Source organism: Ensifer sp. ENS03, from assembly GCF_014852035.1.
Lineage (GTDB): Bacteria > Pseudomonadota > Alphaproteobacteria > Rhizobiales > Rhizobiaceae > Ensifer > Ensifer adhaerens.
In genome coordinates, this window is the sequence record NZ_JACVAV010000002.1 from 1,225,792 (window position 1) to 1,239,506 (window position 13,715).

Annotated in this window: 13 protein-coding genes; 10 read left to right on the forward strand and 3 right to left on the reverse strand. The window is 62.8% G+C overall.

Annotated elements, in window-relative coordinates; translation table 11 throughout:
* Positions 1–270: 270 nt before the first annotated feature.
* Positions 271–1,584 carry an FAD-binding oxidoreductase gene (locus tag IB263_RS12750; RefSeq protein ID WP_162744653.1) on the reverse strand — a complete coding sequence of 438 codons (1,314 nt, stop codon included), beginning with the start codon at positions 1,582–1,584 and terminating at the stop codon, positions 271–273.
* Positions 1,581–2,948, reverse strand: a complete 1,368-nt coding sequence (locus IB263_RS12755; RefSeq protein ID WP_034798892.1) for a glutamine synthetase family protein — start codon at positions 2,946–2,948, stop codon at positions 1,581–1,583. Before IB263_RS12755 ends, IB263_RS12750 begins: the two co-directional genes overlap by 4 nt.
* A gap of 189 nt (positions 2,949–3,137) precedes the next feature.
* Here IB263_RS12755 and IB263_RS12760 point away from each other — a divergent pair, with 189 nt between their 5' ends.
* Positions 3,138–3,830, forward strand: coding sequence for a GntR family transcriptional regulator (locus IB263_RS12760; RefSeq protein ID WP_060520336.1), 693 nt, complete (start codon positions 3,138–3,140; stop codon positions 3,828–3,830).
* Positions 3,831–4,147: 317 nt separating this feature from the next.
* Positions 4,148–5,251 (forward strand): Xaa-Pro peptidase family protein, encoded by a 1,104-nt coding sequence (locus tag IB263_RS12765; RefSeq protein WP_082566417.1) that lies wholly within the window; start codon positions 4,148–4,150, stop codon positions 5,249–5,251.
* A 59-nt stretch (positions 5,252–5,310) separates the two neighbouring features.
* On the opposite strand, the gene IB263_RS12770 is transcribed toward IB263_RS12765, so the two are convergent.
* Complete coding sequence (locus IB263_RS12770) at positions 5,311–5,562, reverse strand: hypothetical protein (RefSeq protein WP_060520335.1); 252 nt, start codon at positions 5,560–5,562, stop codon at positions 5,311–5,313.
* 146 nt (positions 5,563–5,708) lie between these two features.
* Here IB263_RS12770 and IB263_RS12775 point away from each other — a divergent pair, with 146 nt between their 5' ends.
* From IB263_RS12775 to IB263_RS12810, 8 genes are all read left to right on the forward strand, one after another.
* Positions 5,709–6,425, forward strand: coding sequence for a FadR/GntR family transcriptional regulator (locus IB263_RS12775; protein ID WP_034798900.1), 717 nt, complete (start codon positions 5,709–5,711; stop codon positions 6,423–6,425).
* On the forward strand, positions 6,422–7,594 hold the full coding sequence (locus tag IB263_RS12780) for a PLP-dependent transferase (RefSeq protein ID WP_034798903.1): 1,173 nt from the start codon (positions 6,422–6,424) through the stop codon (positions 7,592–7,594). The genes IB263_RS12775 and IB263_RS12780 overlap by 4 nt, the downstream gene beginning before the upstream one ends.
* A 69-nt stretch (positions 7,595–7,663) precedes the next feature.
* Positions 7,664–8,926, forward strand: coding sequence for a sugar ABC transporter substrate-binding protein (locus IB263_RS12785; protein WP_034798905.1), 1,263 nt, complete (start codon positions 7,664–7,666; stop codon positions 8,924–8,926).
* 146 nt (positions 8,927–9,072) lie between these two features.
* Complete coding sequence (locus IB263_RS12790) at positions 9,073–10,008, forward strand: carbohydrate ABC transporter permease (protein ID WP_113188573.1); 936 nt, start codon at positions 9,073–9,075, stop codon at positions 10,006–10,008.
* Between the two features lie 4 nt (positions 10,009–10,012).
* The gene (locus tag IB263_RS12795; protein ID WP_060520333.1) at positions 10,013–10,846 is read left to right on the forward strand and encodes a carbohydrate ABC transporter permease; all 834 of its coding nucleotides are present in this window, start codon (positions 10,013–10,015) and stop codon (positions 10,844–10,846) included.
* An 11-nt stretch (positions 10,847–10,857) separates the two neighbouring features.
* Positions 10,858–11,925, forward strand: a complete 1,068-nt coding sequence (locus IB263_RS12800; protein ID WP_192438567.1) for an ABC transporter ATP-binding protein — start codon at positions 10,858–10,860, stop codon at positions 11,923–11,925.
* A 204-nt stretch (positions 11,926–12,129) separates the two neighbouring features.
* Positions 12,130–12,516, forward strand: a complete 387-nt coding sequence (locus tag IB263_RS12805; RefSeq protein ID WP_034798911.1) for a cytochrome c family protein — start codon at positions 12,130–12,132, stop codon at positions 12,514–12,516.
* A gap of 240 nt (positions 12,517–12,756) precedes the next feature.
* Positions 12,757–13,599 carry a cytochrome c oxidase subunit II gene (locus IB263_RS12810; protein WP_034798913.1) on the forward strand — a complete coding sequence of 281 codons (843 nt, stop codon included), beginning with the start codon at positions 12,757–12,759 and terminating at the stop codon, positions 13,597–13,599.
* The last annotated feature ends 116 nt before the right edge of the window (positions 13,600–13,715 follow it).

Consider the following 13,715-nt stretch of genomic DNA (forward strand, 5'->3'; position numbering starts at 1 on the left):
GGAAATCAATCGGGAGCGATAGGCTCCCCGTTTGCTTGCCCGCAGCGACAGGCGGGCGATCCTTGGTGACCGATTCAGCAAGCGCCAGATGCGGGCGGTCACAGGGCAGAGACGCAAAGGCCCACTTTGAGATGGCGGACCCCTGCCGCAGAAGGTCGATACTATCGCATCGCCAATCAGGACGGAAACACATTCGACGCGAGATCGACCGCGGACCGCCGCCGAGACGGCGGTCCGCCCGGCCAAAACGCCGCTGCGCGCGGATTGTTCCTAGAGCCCGGCCGCGTCCTTGAACTGGTACCACCAGGAACCGATGGTGGAATACTGCGCCCGGAACATGCGCCCGCCCGGGAACGGATACCAGGGCAGCTTCTCGAAGACGTCATAACGCGTAGTGTCGCCGTCGATCGCCTCGGCGAGCGTGCGGCCGAAGAGGTGCGAACCGGTAACGCCGTGGCCGCTATAGCCATGGGCGAAATAGGTGTTGCTGCCGATCCGGCCCATCTGCGGCACGCGGGTGAAGGAGAGCGCGAAATTGCCGCTCCAGGCATAGTCGATCTTCACGCCCTTGAGCGCGGGGAACACCTTTTCGAGATTGGGCTTCAGCTTGGCGACCACGTCGGCCGGATCGGTTCCGCCATAGACGGTACCGCCACCGAAGATCATGCGCTTGTCGGCCGAGAGCCTGAAATAGTCGAGGATATAGCGCACGTCCTCGACGCACATGTCGCTCGGGATCAGCGAATGGGCAAGCTCTTCGCCGAGCGGCGCCGTGGTGATCATCTGCGTCGAAACCGGCATAACGCGCGAGACGAGCTTCGGCACGGCATCGCCGAGATAGGCATTGCCGCAGAGAACGACGATGCGCGCCGAAACCTCGCCGCCTTCAGTATAGACGGTCGGCCGCGCCGCCTCGTGGTCGACACGTGTCACCGGCGACTGTTCGTAGATCGTGCCGCCAATGCTTTCGAAGGCACGGGCCTCGCCGAGTACCAAATTGAGCGGATGCATGTGGCCGCCGGTCGTGTCCAGCATGCCGCCGCAATAGGCATCCGACTTGACGAGCTTGGCGAGCGCGACACGGTCGAGCAACTGGTGGTCGTCCATGCCATATTTGCGCCAGAGCGCCTGCTTGGCTTCGAGCTCCTTCATATGCGCCGGCGTATAGGCGGCGTAGATATTGCCCGGCTTCAGGTCGCATTCGATCTGGTACTGGCTGACGAGGCGGCGGATGATCTTGCCGCCCTCCTGCACCAGCCCGCCGATGAAGCGCGCCGCATCCTCGCCGTAGCGGCGCTGGATGGTCGCGAGACTGGCATTAAGGCCGTTGACCACCTGACCGCCGTTGCGGCCCGAAGCGCCCCAGCCGACCTGCGCGCCCTCGATGACGACGACCTTGTAGCCTTTTTCGGCAAGGTGGATCGCCGTCGACATACCGGAATAGCCGGCGCCGACGACGCAGACATCGGCCTCGACCCGGCCCTGCAGCCGGACCGGCGTGCGGATGATGTTGCGGGAGGCGGCGTAGTAGCTGGTCGGGTAGCTGCCGTCACCGGCATAGGATTTCTGTTTGGTAAGCATCAGACGATTTCCAGATAGGCGCTGAATTCGTAGTCCGTGACCTGCTCGGCAAAGCCCGCGATTTCCTGGCGTTTGCAGGCGATAAGCATCGAGCGCAGCACGGGATCGAAGATTTCGGCGGCAATCGGTCCTGCCTCGAAGCTGTCGACCGCTTGCCCCCATTCCGAGGGAATTTTGGGCAGTTTCTCCGCTGCATAGGCCCGACCCGAAACCGGCGCCGGCGGCTTCCACTTGTTGCGGATGCCGACCAAGGCAGCACCGAGGATCGCGGCAATGACGAGATAAGGATTGGAGTCGGCACCGGCGACGCGGTGCTCGATACGCCGCGCGGCAGGATTGCCGCCGGGAATACGGATGGCCGAGGTGCGGTTCTCGTAACCCCAGCAGACGGCGGTTGGCGCGTGCGTATCCGGCCGCAGTCGCCGGTAGGAATTGAAATGCGGCGCAAACAGCAGCGTCGTCTCGGCCATGCCGCGCAGTAGACCGGCGACGGCGTTCTTCAGCATCGGCGAGCCCTCGTCGCTGCCGTCGTTGAAGACGTTGTTGCCCTCCTCGTCGAGCAGGCTGAAATGGATATGCATGCCATTGCCGGAACGGGTGCCATAGGGCTTGGCCATGAAGGTCGCGGCGAGCCCATGCTTGCGCGCCACGCCTTTGACAATGCGCTTGAAGAAGATCGCGTCGTCGGCCGCCTTCAGCGGGTCGTCGGTGTGGAGCAGGTTGATTTCGAACTGGCCGATGCCGTTCTCGGCGATCGCCGCATCCGCCGGCACGTTCTGCCGGGCGCATTCCTTGTAGACGTCGGAAAAGAACTCGCCGAAATCGTCGAGTTCGTCGATTGAGAGGATCGCATCGGAATCGAGACGTTTGCCGGTATAGGGCGAGATCGGCGGCACTGCGCTGTCCGGCTCCGGGTCGATCAGGTAAAACTCCAACTCGGTCGCGACGACGGGACGAAGGCCGAGCTCCTTGTACTCCCGCACGACCGCCGCCAGGGCCTGGCGCGGATCGGCGAGAAACGGCTTGCCGTCCTCAAGCTGCAGCCAGAGCGGCACCAGCGCGCTCGGCCGCGAGGTCCAGTTGACCGGCAGCGCGCCGCGGCCGGTGACACCGCAGATGCCGTCGCGGTCGCCGCTCGCAAACACCTGCTCGCTGTTGATGATGTCCTCGCCCCAGACGTCGACACCGACGATCGAGAGCGGCATGCGGATGCCGCCGCCGAGCACCTTGCCCGCCTGCTCCACTGGCACGCGTTTGCCCCGCATGATGCCGTTGAGGTCGCAGACGACGGCCTGGATGCTTTCGATCGGCCCGTTCTGCTCGAGCCATGCCTTGAATGCGCTGGGATCTTCCGCGTCGAGCGACATATCGCAAATCTCTTTTTGTGATCACATTTTCAGAAAGTTGACATAATTCGGGAATTGGAGTCAAGCAGCGGCAGTGCTATCAGGCGTTTGACGTAGAGCGGGACGCGGAAAAGTGTATGCAGGCGTTTGCCAAACACCGCTCTCGCTGATGAGAAAGCCATCGCTATTCGGGCAAAAGGACATGCGCACTTGAAACCCCTTGTCTTACCGCCGCTTGCGCGCCCCGACGGCATGACCACGCATGACTATGCCTTTCACCGGCTGCGCCAGGCGATCATGGTCGGCGCGTTCCGACCCGGCACCTCCGTCACCATCCGCGGCCTGGCCGAGGCGCTTGAAAGCAGCCCGACGCCGGTGCGCGAGGCGCTTAGACAGCTGACCTCGATCGGCGCACTGCAGTTCCTCGAAAACCGCCGCATCGTGGTGCCGCACATCACGCCCGCCCGCTTCGAAGAACTGATCTCGTTGCGCATCGCGCTCGAAAGCCATGCGGCTCGCCGGGCCGTCGCTCATCTTTCCGAACGTCAGATCGAGAAGATCACGGCGATCGACGACAGCATCGAGACGGAGATCCGTCGGGGTGACAAGGTGGCGGCGCTGATCGCCAACCAGGCGTTTCACCGGATGATCTACACGGCCAATCCCGATGCGGTCGCCATGCCGCTGATCGAGAGCGTCTGGCTGCAGCTCGGCCCGATCCTCGGCATCGCCATGGAACACGTGACCGAACTCTACGTGGTCGACCGCCACCGCGAGGCAATCGAGGCGCTGAGGCGCCGCGATGAGAACGCTGCTGCCGACGCGGTCGCTGCCGACATCCGTGAGGGTATCGGCGGCTTCGACCAGCAGGCGGTTGCGCGGTTGCTGCGATTGGCTGCCTGAGGCGATGCCGTCACAAATTTTAGTGTGACTAAAATTCCGTATTGACAACGCTCAGCCACAGCACCAAAGTCGTGCAAATACAGACGCATAGCGACGGGAAGCGACCAGCCTCCCGGCCTCATGTTCGTGCATTCGAGGGGGAGGTGTCCGCTTGAAGAGCCAAAGATCCAAGTCCCGCCGCAAGACAGGCGCGGGCCTCAAGCATTCCCCATAGCCGACGACGCGCCAATCTCCGGTGCTCCTTTCCCCCTCACCTTCGGCCACGGCCGCATGACCGGCTGTGGCATCTGATTTCTCAAGCCAGAATTGGAAACACCATGAAGGAACTCACCAAGAGCCGTTTTGCAGCACTCCGCCGCACGATGGCCGAAAGCAATGTCGGCCTCGTCGCGTTGGCGCCGGGATCGCATATGGATTGGCTGATCGGCTACCATCCGCATCCCGACGAGCGCCCGTGCCTGCTGCTCATCGGCCCGGAGAAGGAAGCGTTCCTGATGCCGGCGCTCAACGCCGAAGGCACGCGCGAGCACACCGACATCGCCTTCCACAACTGGGCCGATGACGTTGGCCCGAGCGAAGCCCTGACCGCAGCGCTTGCCGATGTCGGCGCCGCAAAGCCCGGTCGCGTCGTGCTCGACGAAACCATGCGCGCCGATTTTGCGCTGCTGCTGATCGATGCGCTGCCCGCCGATACCGCGCGCGAATTCACCCCGGCGACGCTCGGCGCACTCCGCATGCGCAAGGACAAGAGCGAGTACGCGCTTCTGAAGATGAATGCCGGCATCGCCGATCGCGCCATGCAGGCGGCATTCTCCAAGATCCGCCCGGGCATGACCGAGAAGGAACTGGCCGCCGACATCCGCGCGCACTTCGCCTCGGAAGGTGCGGCACCGGCCTTCTGGATCGTCGGCGCCGGCGGCAACGGCGCCTTCCCGCATCACTCCGCCAGCGAGCGGGTGATCGAGGAAGGCGATGCCGTCGTTATCGACATCGGCGGCCGCAAGCAGGGCTTCCCGAGCGACATTACGCGCATGGCGATCGTCGGCCGCGCGCCCGAAGGCTACGGGCAGATCCACACGATCGTCGAAAGGGCCGTCCAGGCGGCACTGAAGGCGGCTCGCCCGGGCGTGCTCGCCAAGGAGGTTGATGCTGCTGCCCGCAAGGTGATTTCGGACGCCGGTTATGGCGAGTACTTCGTCCACCGCACCGGCCACGGCATGGGCATCGACGGCCACGAGCCGCCCTATATCACCGCGACCTCGGAAACCGTGCTCGAAGAAGGCATGGTCTTCTCGATCGAGCCCGGCATCTATCTCCCCGGCCGCTTCGGCATCCGGCTCGAGGATATCGTTATCCTCCGGGAGGATGGGCCGGAGGTTCTCTCCTCACTCCCCCGCGACGTTCACGTCGCGAAGGTCTGATCAAAGTTGCGGCGCCCCAGGGCGCCGCTTCTCTTTGCGCTCTTCGTCGAGCCCTGCGGCTATTGAACCGGCCGCTTGCGCGGCTTCGCGAGCTCGCTGCCCTTCTTGCCGGGTTGCTTCTTGTAGACGGGCTGCTGCTGCTCGACCGGTGGCCAGATCCAGTAATAGCCATAGGGCTTGCGCTGGATCCCCTCGTAATACTCGCCCTTCCGCGTCCGCATCTGAGCCTCGGCATCCCCCGCAGCCGCCACCATGACGAAGAACGCGCCGAGCACGGCTGCGACCACGAACTGATATTCCGATTTCATCATCACCAGAGCTCCTTGCCTCCCTTGTCTACGCCTGAGGCGGGCGGGGTCAACAGTTGTGCGTCTATCAGTTCTTGCTTGACGACCCCAACTGGCTTGATCATATTGGTGAGATGTCAGACCAATTTGGCCTCTGGGGAGGGAGCCGAATGAATGAACCGGCAAGAGCGGCACTGATGCCCCTGCCCCCGGCCGACCGGGCTCAGCAGGTGATTGCCGCGTTGGCTGACTACATCGAACAATCGGGCCTGAAACCCGGCGAACGCCTGCCGGCCGAGCGCGAGCTGATGACGGCGCTGGCCGTCGGCCGCTCCACGATCCGTGAGGTCATTCGCCACTTCCAGGCACTCGGCGTCGTCGAGGCGCGCAAGGGCAGCGGCACCTATCTCTTGCGCACGATCTCCGGCGCGACCGTCCATATGCCGCTCACGCTCGACGCGGCGCACCTGCGCGACGTGCTGTTGATGACGCTCGAAGTGCGCCGCGGCATCGAAGTCGAAGCCAACATGGTCGCCGCCCGCCGGCGCACCGAAGACGACCTGAAGGTCATCGAAATCAGGCTCAACGAAATGGAGCGCGTGCATATCGCCAAGGGCACGTCGGGGCCGGAAGACCTGGCCTTCCACCTGGCGATCTACGACGCCACCCACAATCCGCTCTTTCGCCAGCTGCTCGAACAAATGCGCGAGGCCTTCGAGCGCTTTTGGGACCACCCTTTCGACCGAACGGATTTCGCCCGTCGCTCCTTCCCGTTCCACCGCACCCTCTTCAACGCAATCGCTGCTCAGGACCCTGAGACCGCGCGCGAAGAAACGCTGAAAATCCTCGCGATCGTCGAGGAAGACATCAAGGAAATGTCCAAATGACCAACGGCCTCGATCCGTTCGACCATGCCTCGCTGATCGTCGCGCATGACGAAGGCCACGCCTTCGACGCCGTCGTGCCGCCGATCGTGCAGACCTCGCTCTTCACCTTCAAGGACTATGACGACATGGTCGCCTCCTACCGGGGCGAGCGCGTGCGGCCGATCTATACCCGCGGCCTCAACCCGACTGTGCGCATGTTCGAGGAGATGCTGGCGAAACTCGAAGGCGGCGAGGACGCGATCGGTTTTGCGAGCGGCATGTCGGCGATCTCCTCGACCGTGCTTTCCTTCGTCGAGCCGGGCGACCGGATCGTTGCCGTCAACCATGTCTATCCCGATGCCTTCCGCCTGTTCGGCACGCATCTGAAGCGCATGAAGATCGAAGTGACCTATGTCGACGGCCGCGACGAGGAAGCGGTCGCCAAGGCGCTGCCCGGCGCCAAGCTCTTCTACATGGAAAGCCCGACGAGTTGGGTAATGGACACCCACGACGTCGCTTCCCTTGCCCGCCTGGCGAAGGACCAGGGCATCATCACCGCGATCGACAACAGCTGGGCGAGCCCGATCTTCCAGCAGCCGATCTCGCTCGGCGTCGATCTCGTCATCCATTCGGCCTCGAAATATCTCGGCGGCCACTCGGACGTCGTCGCCGGCGTCGTCACCGGATCGAAGGAACTGATCGGCCGCATCCGTTCCGAAGCCTATCCCTATCTCGGCGGCAAGCTTTCTCCCTTCGACGCCTGGCTCTTGATCCGCGGTCTGCGTACCTTGCCGATCCGGATGAAATCGCACGAGCGCTCGGCGCTTGAAGTCGCGCGCCGCCTGCAGGCTCACCCGCTGGTCGAGACCGTCTGCCACCCCGGCCTTGGCAACACGTTGCCGCCGGGCCTTTCCGGCACCTCCGGCCTGTTCTCCTTCATCTTCCGCGAGGGCGTCGACGTCAGGCGCTTCGCGGACCATCTCGAACTCTTCAAGCTCGGCGTGTCCTGGGGCGGGCATGAAAGCCTCATCGTGCCGGGCGAAGTCGTGCTGTCGCAGAAAGCCCAGCCCAATTCCGCGGCCGCCTTCGGCATCTCGCCGCGATCGGTACGGCTCCATGTCGGTCTGGAGGGAACGGAGGCCCTCTGGAGCGATCTCGAAGCGGCGCTCGCCGTCGCTTCGACTGACTGACTGGAGCGGGATGAGGATCCCGGTCCGCCCACTTTGAACCAAAACCAACGAAGAAAAGAGGGAACAGAAATGAAGAAACTGATCACTGCCACGCTTCTCGCCAGCCTCATGGCCGGAAGCGCGCTCGCCGACACCAAACTGAAGCTCGTCGAGGTCATCACCAGTCCCGAGCGCACCGAGACGCTGAAGTCGATCGTCGCCAAGTTCGAGGCCGCCAACCCCGGCACGACGGTCGAGATCATCTCGCTGCCCTGGGGCGAAGCCTTCCAGAAGTTCGCGACCATGGTTTCGGCCGGCGAACTGCCTGACGTGATGGAAATGCCCGACACCTGGCTGTCGCTCTATGCCAACAACGGCATGCTCGAAAGCCTCGAGCCCTACCTCGCCAAGTGGGAACACACCGGCGGCCTGACGGAACGCGCGCTCGAACTCGGCCGCGACGTCAACGACACCGCCTACATGCTGCCCTACGGCTTCTACCTGCGCGCCATGTTCTACAACAAGAAGCTCTTGTCGGAAGCCGGCGTCAACGAGCCGCCAAAGACCATGGACGATTTCGTCAAGGCGTCGGAAGCCGTCTCGAAGCTTCCGGGCAAGTCCGGCTACTGCCTGCGCGGCGGTCCGGGCGGCCTCAACGGCTGGGTGATGTTCGGCGCCACCATGGCCGGCAGCAACACCTTCTTCAATGAGGACGGCACCTCGACCATGAACAGCGAAGGCTGGGTCAAGGGCCTCACCTGGGTGATCGATCTCTACAAGAAGGGGCTGGCGCCGAAGGACAGCGTCAACTGGGGCTTCAATGAAATCGTCGCCGGTTTCTACAGCGGCACCTGCGCCTTCCTCGACCAGGACCCGGATGCTCTGATCGCGATTGCCGAGCGCATGAAATCGGAAGACTTCGGCGTCACCACCATGCCGAAGGGCCCGAGCGGCAAGGCTTTCACAACCATCGGCTTTGCCGGCTGGTCGATGCTATCGGCAAGCCAGAACAAGGACCTCTCCTGGAAGCTGATCGAGACGCTCGAAGGGCCGGAAGGCAACATCGAGTGGAACAAGCGCACCGGGGCGCTTCCGGTACACAAGTCGGCCGAGAAGGATCCCTTCTATGCCAGCGCGCAGTTCAAGGGCTGGTTCGACGAACTTGCCGACAAGGACGTCGTCCTGACTGTCATGCCGACCTACCTCGAGGAATTCGCCTTCTTCAAGGACTCGCTTGCCATCAAGACGACCCAGGAAGCCTTGCTCGGCGATATCACGCCGCAGCAACTCGCCGACCAGTGGGCCGACTACCTCACCAAGGCACAGCAGAAGTTCCTCGCCAGCAAGAAGTAAGCTTTTGGCCGGCGGCGGTTCGCCGCCGCCGGCCCTCATAACTCTTTGAGCGGAATGAAGTGTGCGCGGTCTCCGCCCTTCCCGCTCCGACCTAGAATCGAGGCACGCCCGAAAAACCGGCGGCCGCACAGGGGAAATTTCGATCGATGGCCTATGTCGCCCGCCAAAGCGGCCTGCCGGCAAGCAGGACGCCGCTGAAGAAGCGCATCGCCGATGGCGCCGCACCCTATCTCTATAGCGCGCCGGCGCTGATCCTGATCGTCACCGTGATGCTGGTGCCACTGGTGCTCGGCGTCTCCTACGCCTTCCGCGATATCCAGCTCCTGAACCCGTTCTCCGGCGCCTATATCGGTCTTGATCATTTCCGGGCGCTGTCCGAGGACCAGGCCTTCTATCGGGCGTTGCGCAATACGCTCTGGTGGACCGGTGCCTCGGTCTTCTTCCAGTTTGTTTTCGGTCTGATCCTCGCATTGCTGCTCGACAAGCCCTTCTACGGCCGCGGCCTCGCCCAGGCGCTCGTCTTCCTCCCGTGGGCGGTGCCGAGTTTCCTCGCCGGCCTTAACTGGGCCTGGCTGTTCAATCCGGTCGTCGGCCCCCTGCCGCACTGGCTCTTCAGCCTCGGCATCATGAGCGAACCGAACAACATCCTGTCCGACCCGCAGCTTGCCATGTGGGGACCGATCATCGCCAATGTCTGGTGGGGCATCCCCTTCTTCGCCATCACGCTGCTAGCAGCCCTTCAGGCGATCCCCCGCGACCTCTACGAGGCCGCCAGCATCGACGGCGCCGGCCCAGTGCAACGTTTCCTGTCGATCACGCTTCCCTTCCTTGCGCCCACCATCGCCATCACCATCCTCCTGCGCACCGTCTGGATCTCCAACTTTGCCGACCTGATCATCGTCATGACCAATGGCGGACCGGCCGACCGCACCCAGATCGTCGCCAGCTACATCTTCACCCAGGCCTTCAAGCGGCTGGATTTCGGTTACGCCTCGGCGATCGCGCTCGTGCTCCTGGCGCTGCTGCTCGCCTATTCGATGCTGATCGTCATCCTGCGGCAATGGCTCCTGAGCAAGGATTGAACCGATGCGCGCCAAACCTCTTTTCCTCATGATCGCGCACCGGCTGGCAATCCTTGCCTACATCGCGTTTGCGCTCTTCCCGCTCTACTGGCTGCTGAAGGTCGCCGTCACGCCCAACGACCTGCTCTACTCCGAAGGCATTCGAATGTGGCCGTCGCGCGCCAGCCTTGAGCACTTCGATTTCGTGCTCCGCCACAGCGCCTTTCCGGTGTTCTTCAAGAACAGCCTGATCGTCTCGGGTTCCACCGCCGTCATCGTCACCATCCTCGCGTCGCTCTCGGGCTACGCCCTGTCGCGCTTCAATTTCCGCGGCAAGTATTGGCTGGTGGCGCTGATGCTCCTGACGCAGATGTTCCCGCTGGTCATGCTGGTGGCGCCTATCTTCAAGATCCTCTCGCCGCTCGGGCTGACCAACAGCCTCACCGGCCTCGTCATCGTCTACACCGCCTTCAACGTACCCTTTGCCACCTTCCTGATGCAGTCGTTCTTCGACGGCATCCCGAAGGATCTGGAGGAGGCCGCGATGATCGACGGCGCCACCCAATTCGTCGCCTTCCGCCAGATCATCCTGCCGCTGACGCTGCCCGGCATTGCCGCAACGCTCGGCTTCGTCTTCACCGCCGCCTGGAGCGAGCTACTGTTCTCGCTGATGCTGATCTCCGGCAACGATCAGGCGACGTTCCCCGTCGGGCTTCTGTCCTTCGTGTCGAAGTTCTCCGTCGACTTCGGGCAGATGATGGCCGCCGGCGTGCTCGCGCTCATCCCCGCCTGCCTCTTCTTCCTGCTCATTCAACGTTATCTCGTCCAGGGCCTCACGGCCGGCGCGGTCAAAGGCTGAGGGTTGTTCTCATGGCTTCCATCGATATCGCCAATATCCAGAAATCCTACGGCATCCACCCGGTCCTGCACGATGTCGACCTGAAGATCGGCGACGGCGAATTCGTCGTGCTCGTCGGCCCGTCCGGCTGCGGCAAGTCCACGCTTCTGCGCATGATCGCCGGGCTCGAAAGCGTGACCTCGGGTGAAATCCGCATCGCCGGAAAACGCGTCAACGAACTGGCCCCGAAGGACCGCGACATCGCCATGGTGTTTCAGTCCTACGCGCTCTATCCGCACATGTCGGTCGCCAAGAACATGAGCTACAGCCTGAGGCTGAGGAAGGTCGCCAAGGAAAAGATCGCAAGCGTCGTCTCGGGCGCTGCCGCCAAGCTCGGTCTCGACCCGCTGCTCGAACGCCGCCCCCGTGCACTTTCGGGCGGACAGCGCCAGCGCGTCGCCATGGGCCGGGCCATCGTGCGCGAACCCAAGGCGTTTCTCTTCGATGAGCCGCTCTCCAACCTCGACGCGCGCCTCCGCGAACAGATGCGCGCCGAGATCAAGAAGCTGCACAAGGACTTGGGCGCCACCTCGATCTACGTCACCCACGACCAGATCGAGGCGATGACGCTCGCCGATCGCATCGTCGCCATGAACGGCGGCTTCGTCCAGCAGGTCGGAAGCCCTCTTGATCTCTATGACCGCCCGGCCAATCTCTTCGTGGCCGGCTTCATTGGGTCGCCCGGCATGAACTTCTTCGAGGGAACTTATCGCAACGGTACCGCCCCGCGCTTCGAAACCGAAGGCGGCATCATCGTTCCGGCTCAGCCGCATCCTGCCTTGACGGACGGCGCCAGGGCGACGCTCGGCATCCGGCCGGAGCATGTCGAGATCGGCGTCGAAGGCCCGGATGCGCTGAATGCCAATGTCGACCTGGTCGAACCAACGGGCTTCGGCATCATCCTGCACCTCTCCTTCGGCCGTGCCGGCTTCAAGGCGTTTACCAACGACCGCCGGTTCCTCAACGTTTCCGGCTCGCTGCCCGTACGCCTGCCGGTCGAGCGGCTGCACTTCTTCAACGCCGACGGCAATCGCGTCTGAGCGCCGGCAGCGACATGGCGAAAATTTAGGCGCATCCGGCAAACCGGCCGGCTGCGCCGGTTGACTTCCACAAAGCGAGGCGTACCGTCGTCGTGTCGCAAGTATCAACCGCCGTGGCGCCAACTTAAGAGAAGCAAGCACCGCCAAAACGACAGATTGACGATAGCCTTCCTTGCCTGCGCCCGGCGATATTGAGGAAGTGTCATGCGAATTCTTGTTGTTGCCCTTGCCTTTTCGACAACGATGCTCTGTCCGTTCGCTGCCCTTTCGCAAGAGGGCGATGCGGCCGCCGGAGCCACCGTCTTCAAGAAATGCGCCGTCTGTCATGTGGCCGACAGCGACACCAACAAGGTTGGGCCATCGCTCAACCATCTGTTCGGACGAACGGCAGGCACTCATGCCGACTTCAGCTACTCGCCGGCGATGATCGATGCCGGCAAGGGTGGACTCGTCTGGGATGAGGCGCATCTGCGCGACTATCTGCACAATCCAAGGACCAAGGTGAAAGGCACGAAAATGGCCTTTGCCGGTTTGAAAGATGATACGGATATCTCCAACCTCATCGCCTATCTCAAGCAGTATTCGCAGTAACCTGCGGAGACTAAACGCAACCGCTGCTCGCACGGAGGCGGCGAATTGCGACTGTTCGACGTTCGTGTAATAATTGCAGCTACAGCACCGCGTGTCTGACCAGACGCGCAAAGGTCGCTGTAGAACTTTGAATTCCTGCATGTTTTGCCGTTTGATCGGCGACGATTAACGGAAACATGCAGAAGGCTCTACGGATTGCGTATTCATGCCCACAGCCGCCAGCGGCGAGGAGGGACAGAAATGGCCGTGGTAGTTGTTCTGGTTTTGGTGGCCGTCGGTTCGGTGTTGTTCCATCTGTTGAGCCCATGGTGGTGGACGCCGATCGCGTCCAACTGGAATTACATAGACAATACGCTCATCATCACCTTCTGGATTACCGGCGTCGTCTTCGTCGCCGTCGTGCTTTTCATGGCCTATTGCGTCCTGCGTTTTCGGCATCGCCCGGGAAACCGGGCGGCCTATGAACCGGAAAACAGGAAGCTCGAAGGGTGGCTTGCCGGCGGCACCACGCTCGGCGTCGCCGCCATGCTCACCCCCGGCCTTTTCGTCTGGCACCAGTTCGTGACCGTGCCGGATGGTGCGGCGGAGGTAGAAGTCGTCGGCCAGCAATGGTTGTGGAGCTTCCGGCTGCCCGGCGCCGACGGCAAGCTCGGTACGTCGGAGACCCGCGACATCACCCCGGAAAATTCGCTCGGCCTCAACCGCAACGATGCGGCCGCCCTCGACGACGTCGTCATCGAAGGCGGCGAGCTGCATCTGGAGGTCGGCAAGCCGGTCAAGATCCTGCTGCGATCGGTCGACGTGCTGCATGATTTCTACGTGCCGGAGTTCCGCGCCAAGATGGACATGGTGCCGGGCATGGTCACCTATTTCTGGCTGACGCCGACGCGCACCGGCACGTTCGAGGTGCTGTGCGCCGAACTCTGCGGCACCGGTCACCCACAGATGCGCGGCACCGTCGTTGTCGACAGTGCCGCCGATTATCAAGCCTGGCTCTCGCAACAGACGACATTCTCGCAATTGCAGGCAAAGGCAGGAACGAAAGAAACGGCGCAGGCAGTGAATGCCGCCCCGGCGCAATAACAGGCGCCCCGACGGCCAAAGCGGGATGAGGAAAAGTGCTCGCGATATCCGCCCGCATCCCGCTCGTGAGGAGACGCAATTCCATTGTTGGACGTGCGGAATTGCAGGTTCAAGGC

Excerpts from the sequence above, each read along its gene's own strand:
- IB263_RS12755 (WP_034798892.1), bottom strand. The coding sequence starts at position 2,948 with ATGTCGCTCGACGCGGAAGATCCCAGCGCATTCAAGGCATGGCTCGAG.
- IB263_RS12765 (WP_082566417.1), top strand. The coding sequence starts at position 4,148 with ATGAAGGAACTCACCAAGAGCCGTTTTGCAGCACTCCGCCGCACGATG.
- IB263_RS12770 (WP_060520335.1), bottom strand. The coding sequence starts at position 5,562 with ATGATGAAATCGGAATATCAGTTCGTGGTCGCAGCCGTGCTCGGCGCG.
- IB263_RS12775 (WP_034798900.1), top strand. The coding sequence starts at position 5,709 with ATGAATGAACCGGCAAGAGCGGCACTGATGCCCCTGCCCCCGGCCGAC.
- IB263_RS12780 (WP_034798903.1), top strand. The coding sequence starts at position 6,422 with ATGACCAACGGCCTCGATCCGTTCGACCATGCCTCGCTGATCGTCGCG.
- IB263_RS12785 (WP_034798905.1), top strand. The coding sequence starts at position 7,664 with ATGAAGAAACTGATCACTGCCACGCTTCTCGCCAGCCTCATGGCCGGA.
- IB263_RS12790 (WP_113188573.1), top strand. The coding sequence starts at position 9,073 with ATGGCCTATGTCGCCCGCCAAAGCGGCCTGCCGGCAAGCAGGACGCCG.
- IB263_RS12795 (WP_060520333.1), top strand. The coding sequence starts at position 10,013 with ATGCGCGCCAAACCTCTTTTCCTCATGATCGCGCACCGGCTGGCAATC.
- IB263_RS12800 (WP_192438567.1), top strand. The coding sequence starts at position 10,858 with ATGGCTTCCATCGATATCGCCAATATCCAGAAATCCTACGGCATCCAC.
- IB263_RS12805 (WP_034798911.1), top strand. The coding sequence starts at position 12,130 with ATGCGAATTCTTGTTGTTGCCCTTGCCTTTTCGACAACGATGCTCTGT.
- IB263_RS12810 (WP_034798913.1), top strand. The coding sequence starts at position 12,757 with ATGGCCGTGGTAGTTGTTCTGGTTTTGGTGGCCGTCGGTTCGGTGTTG.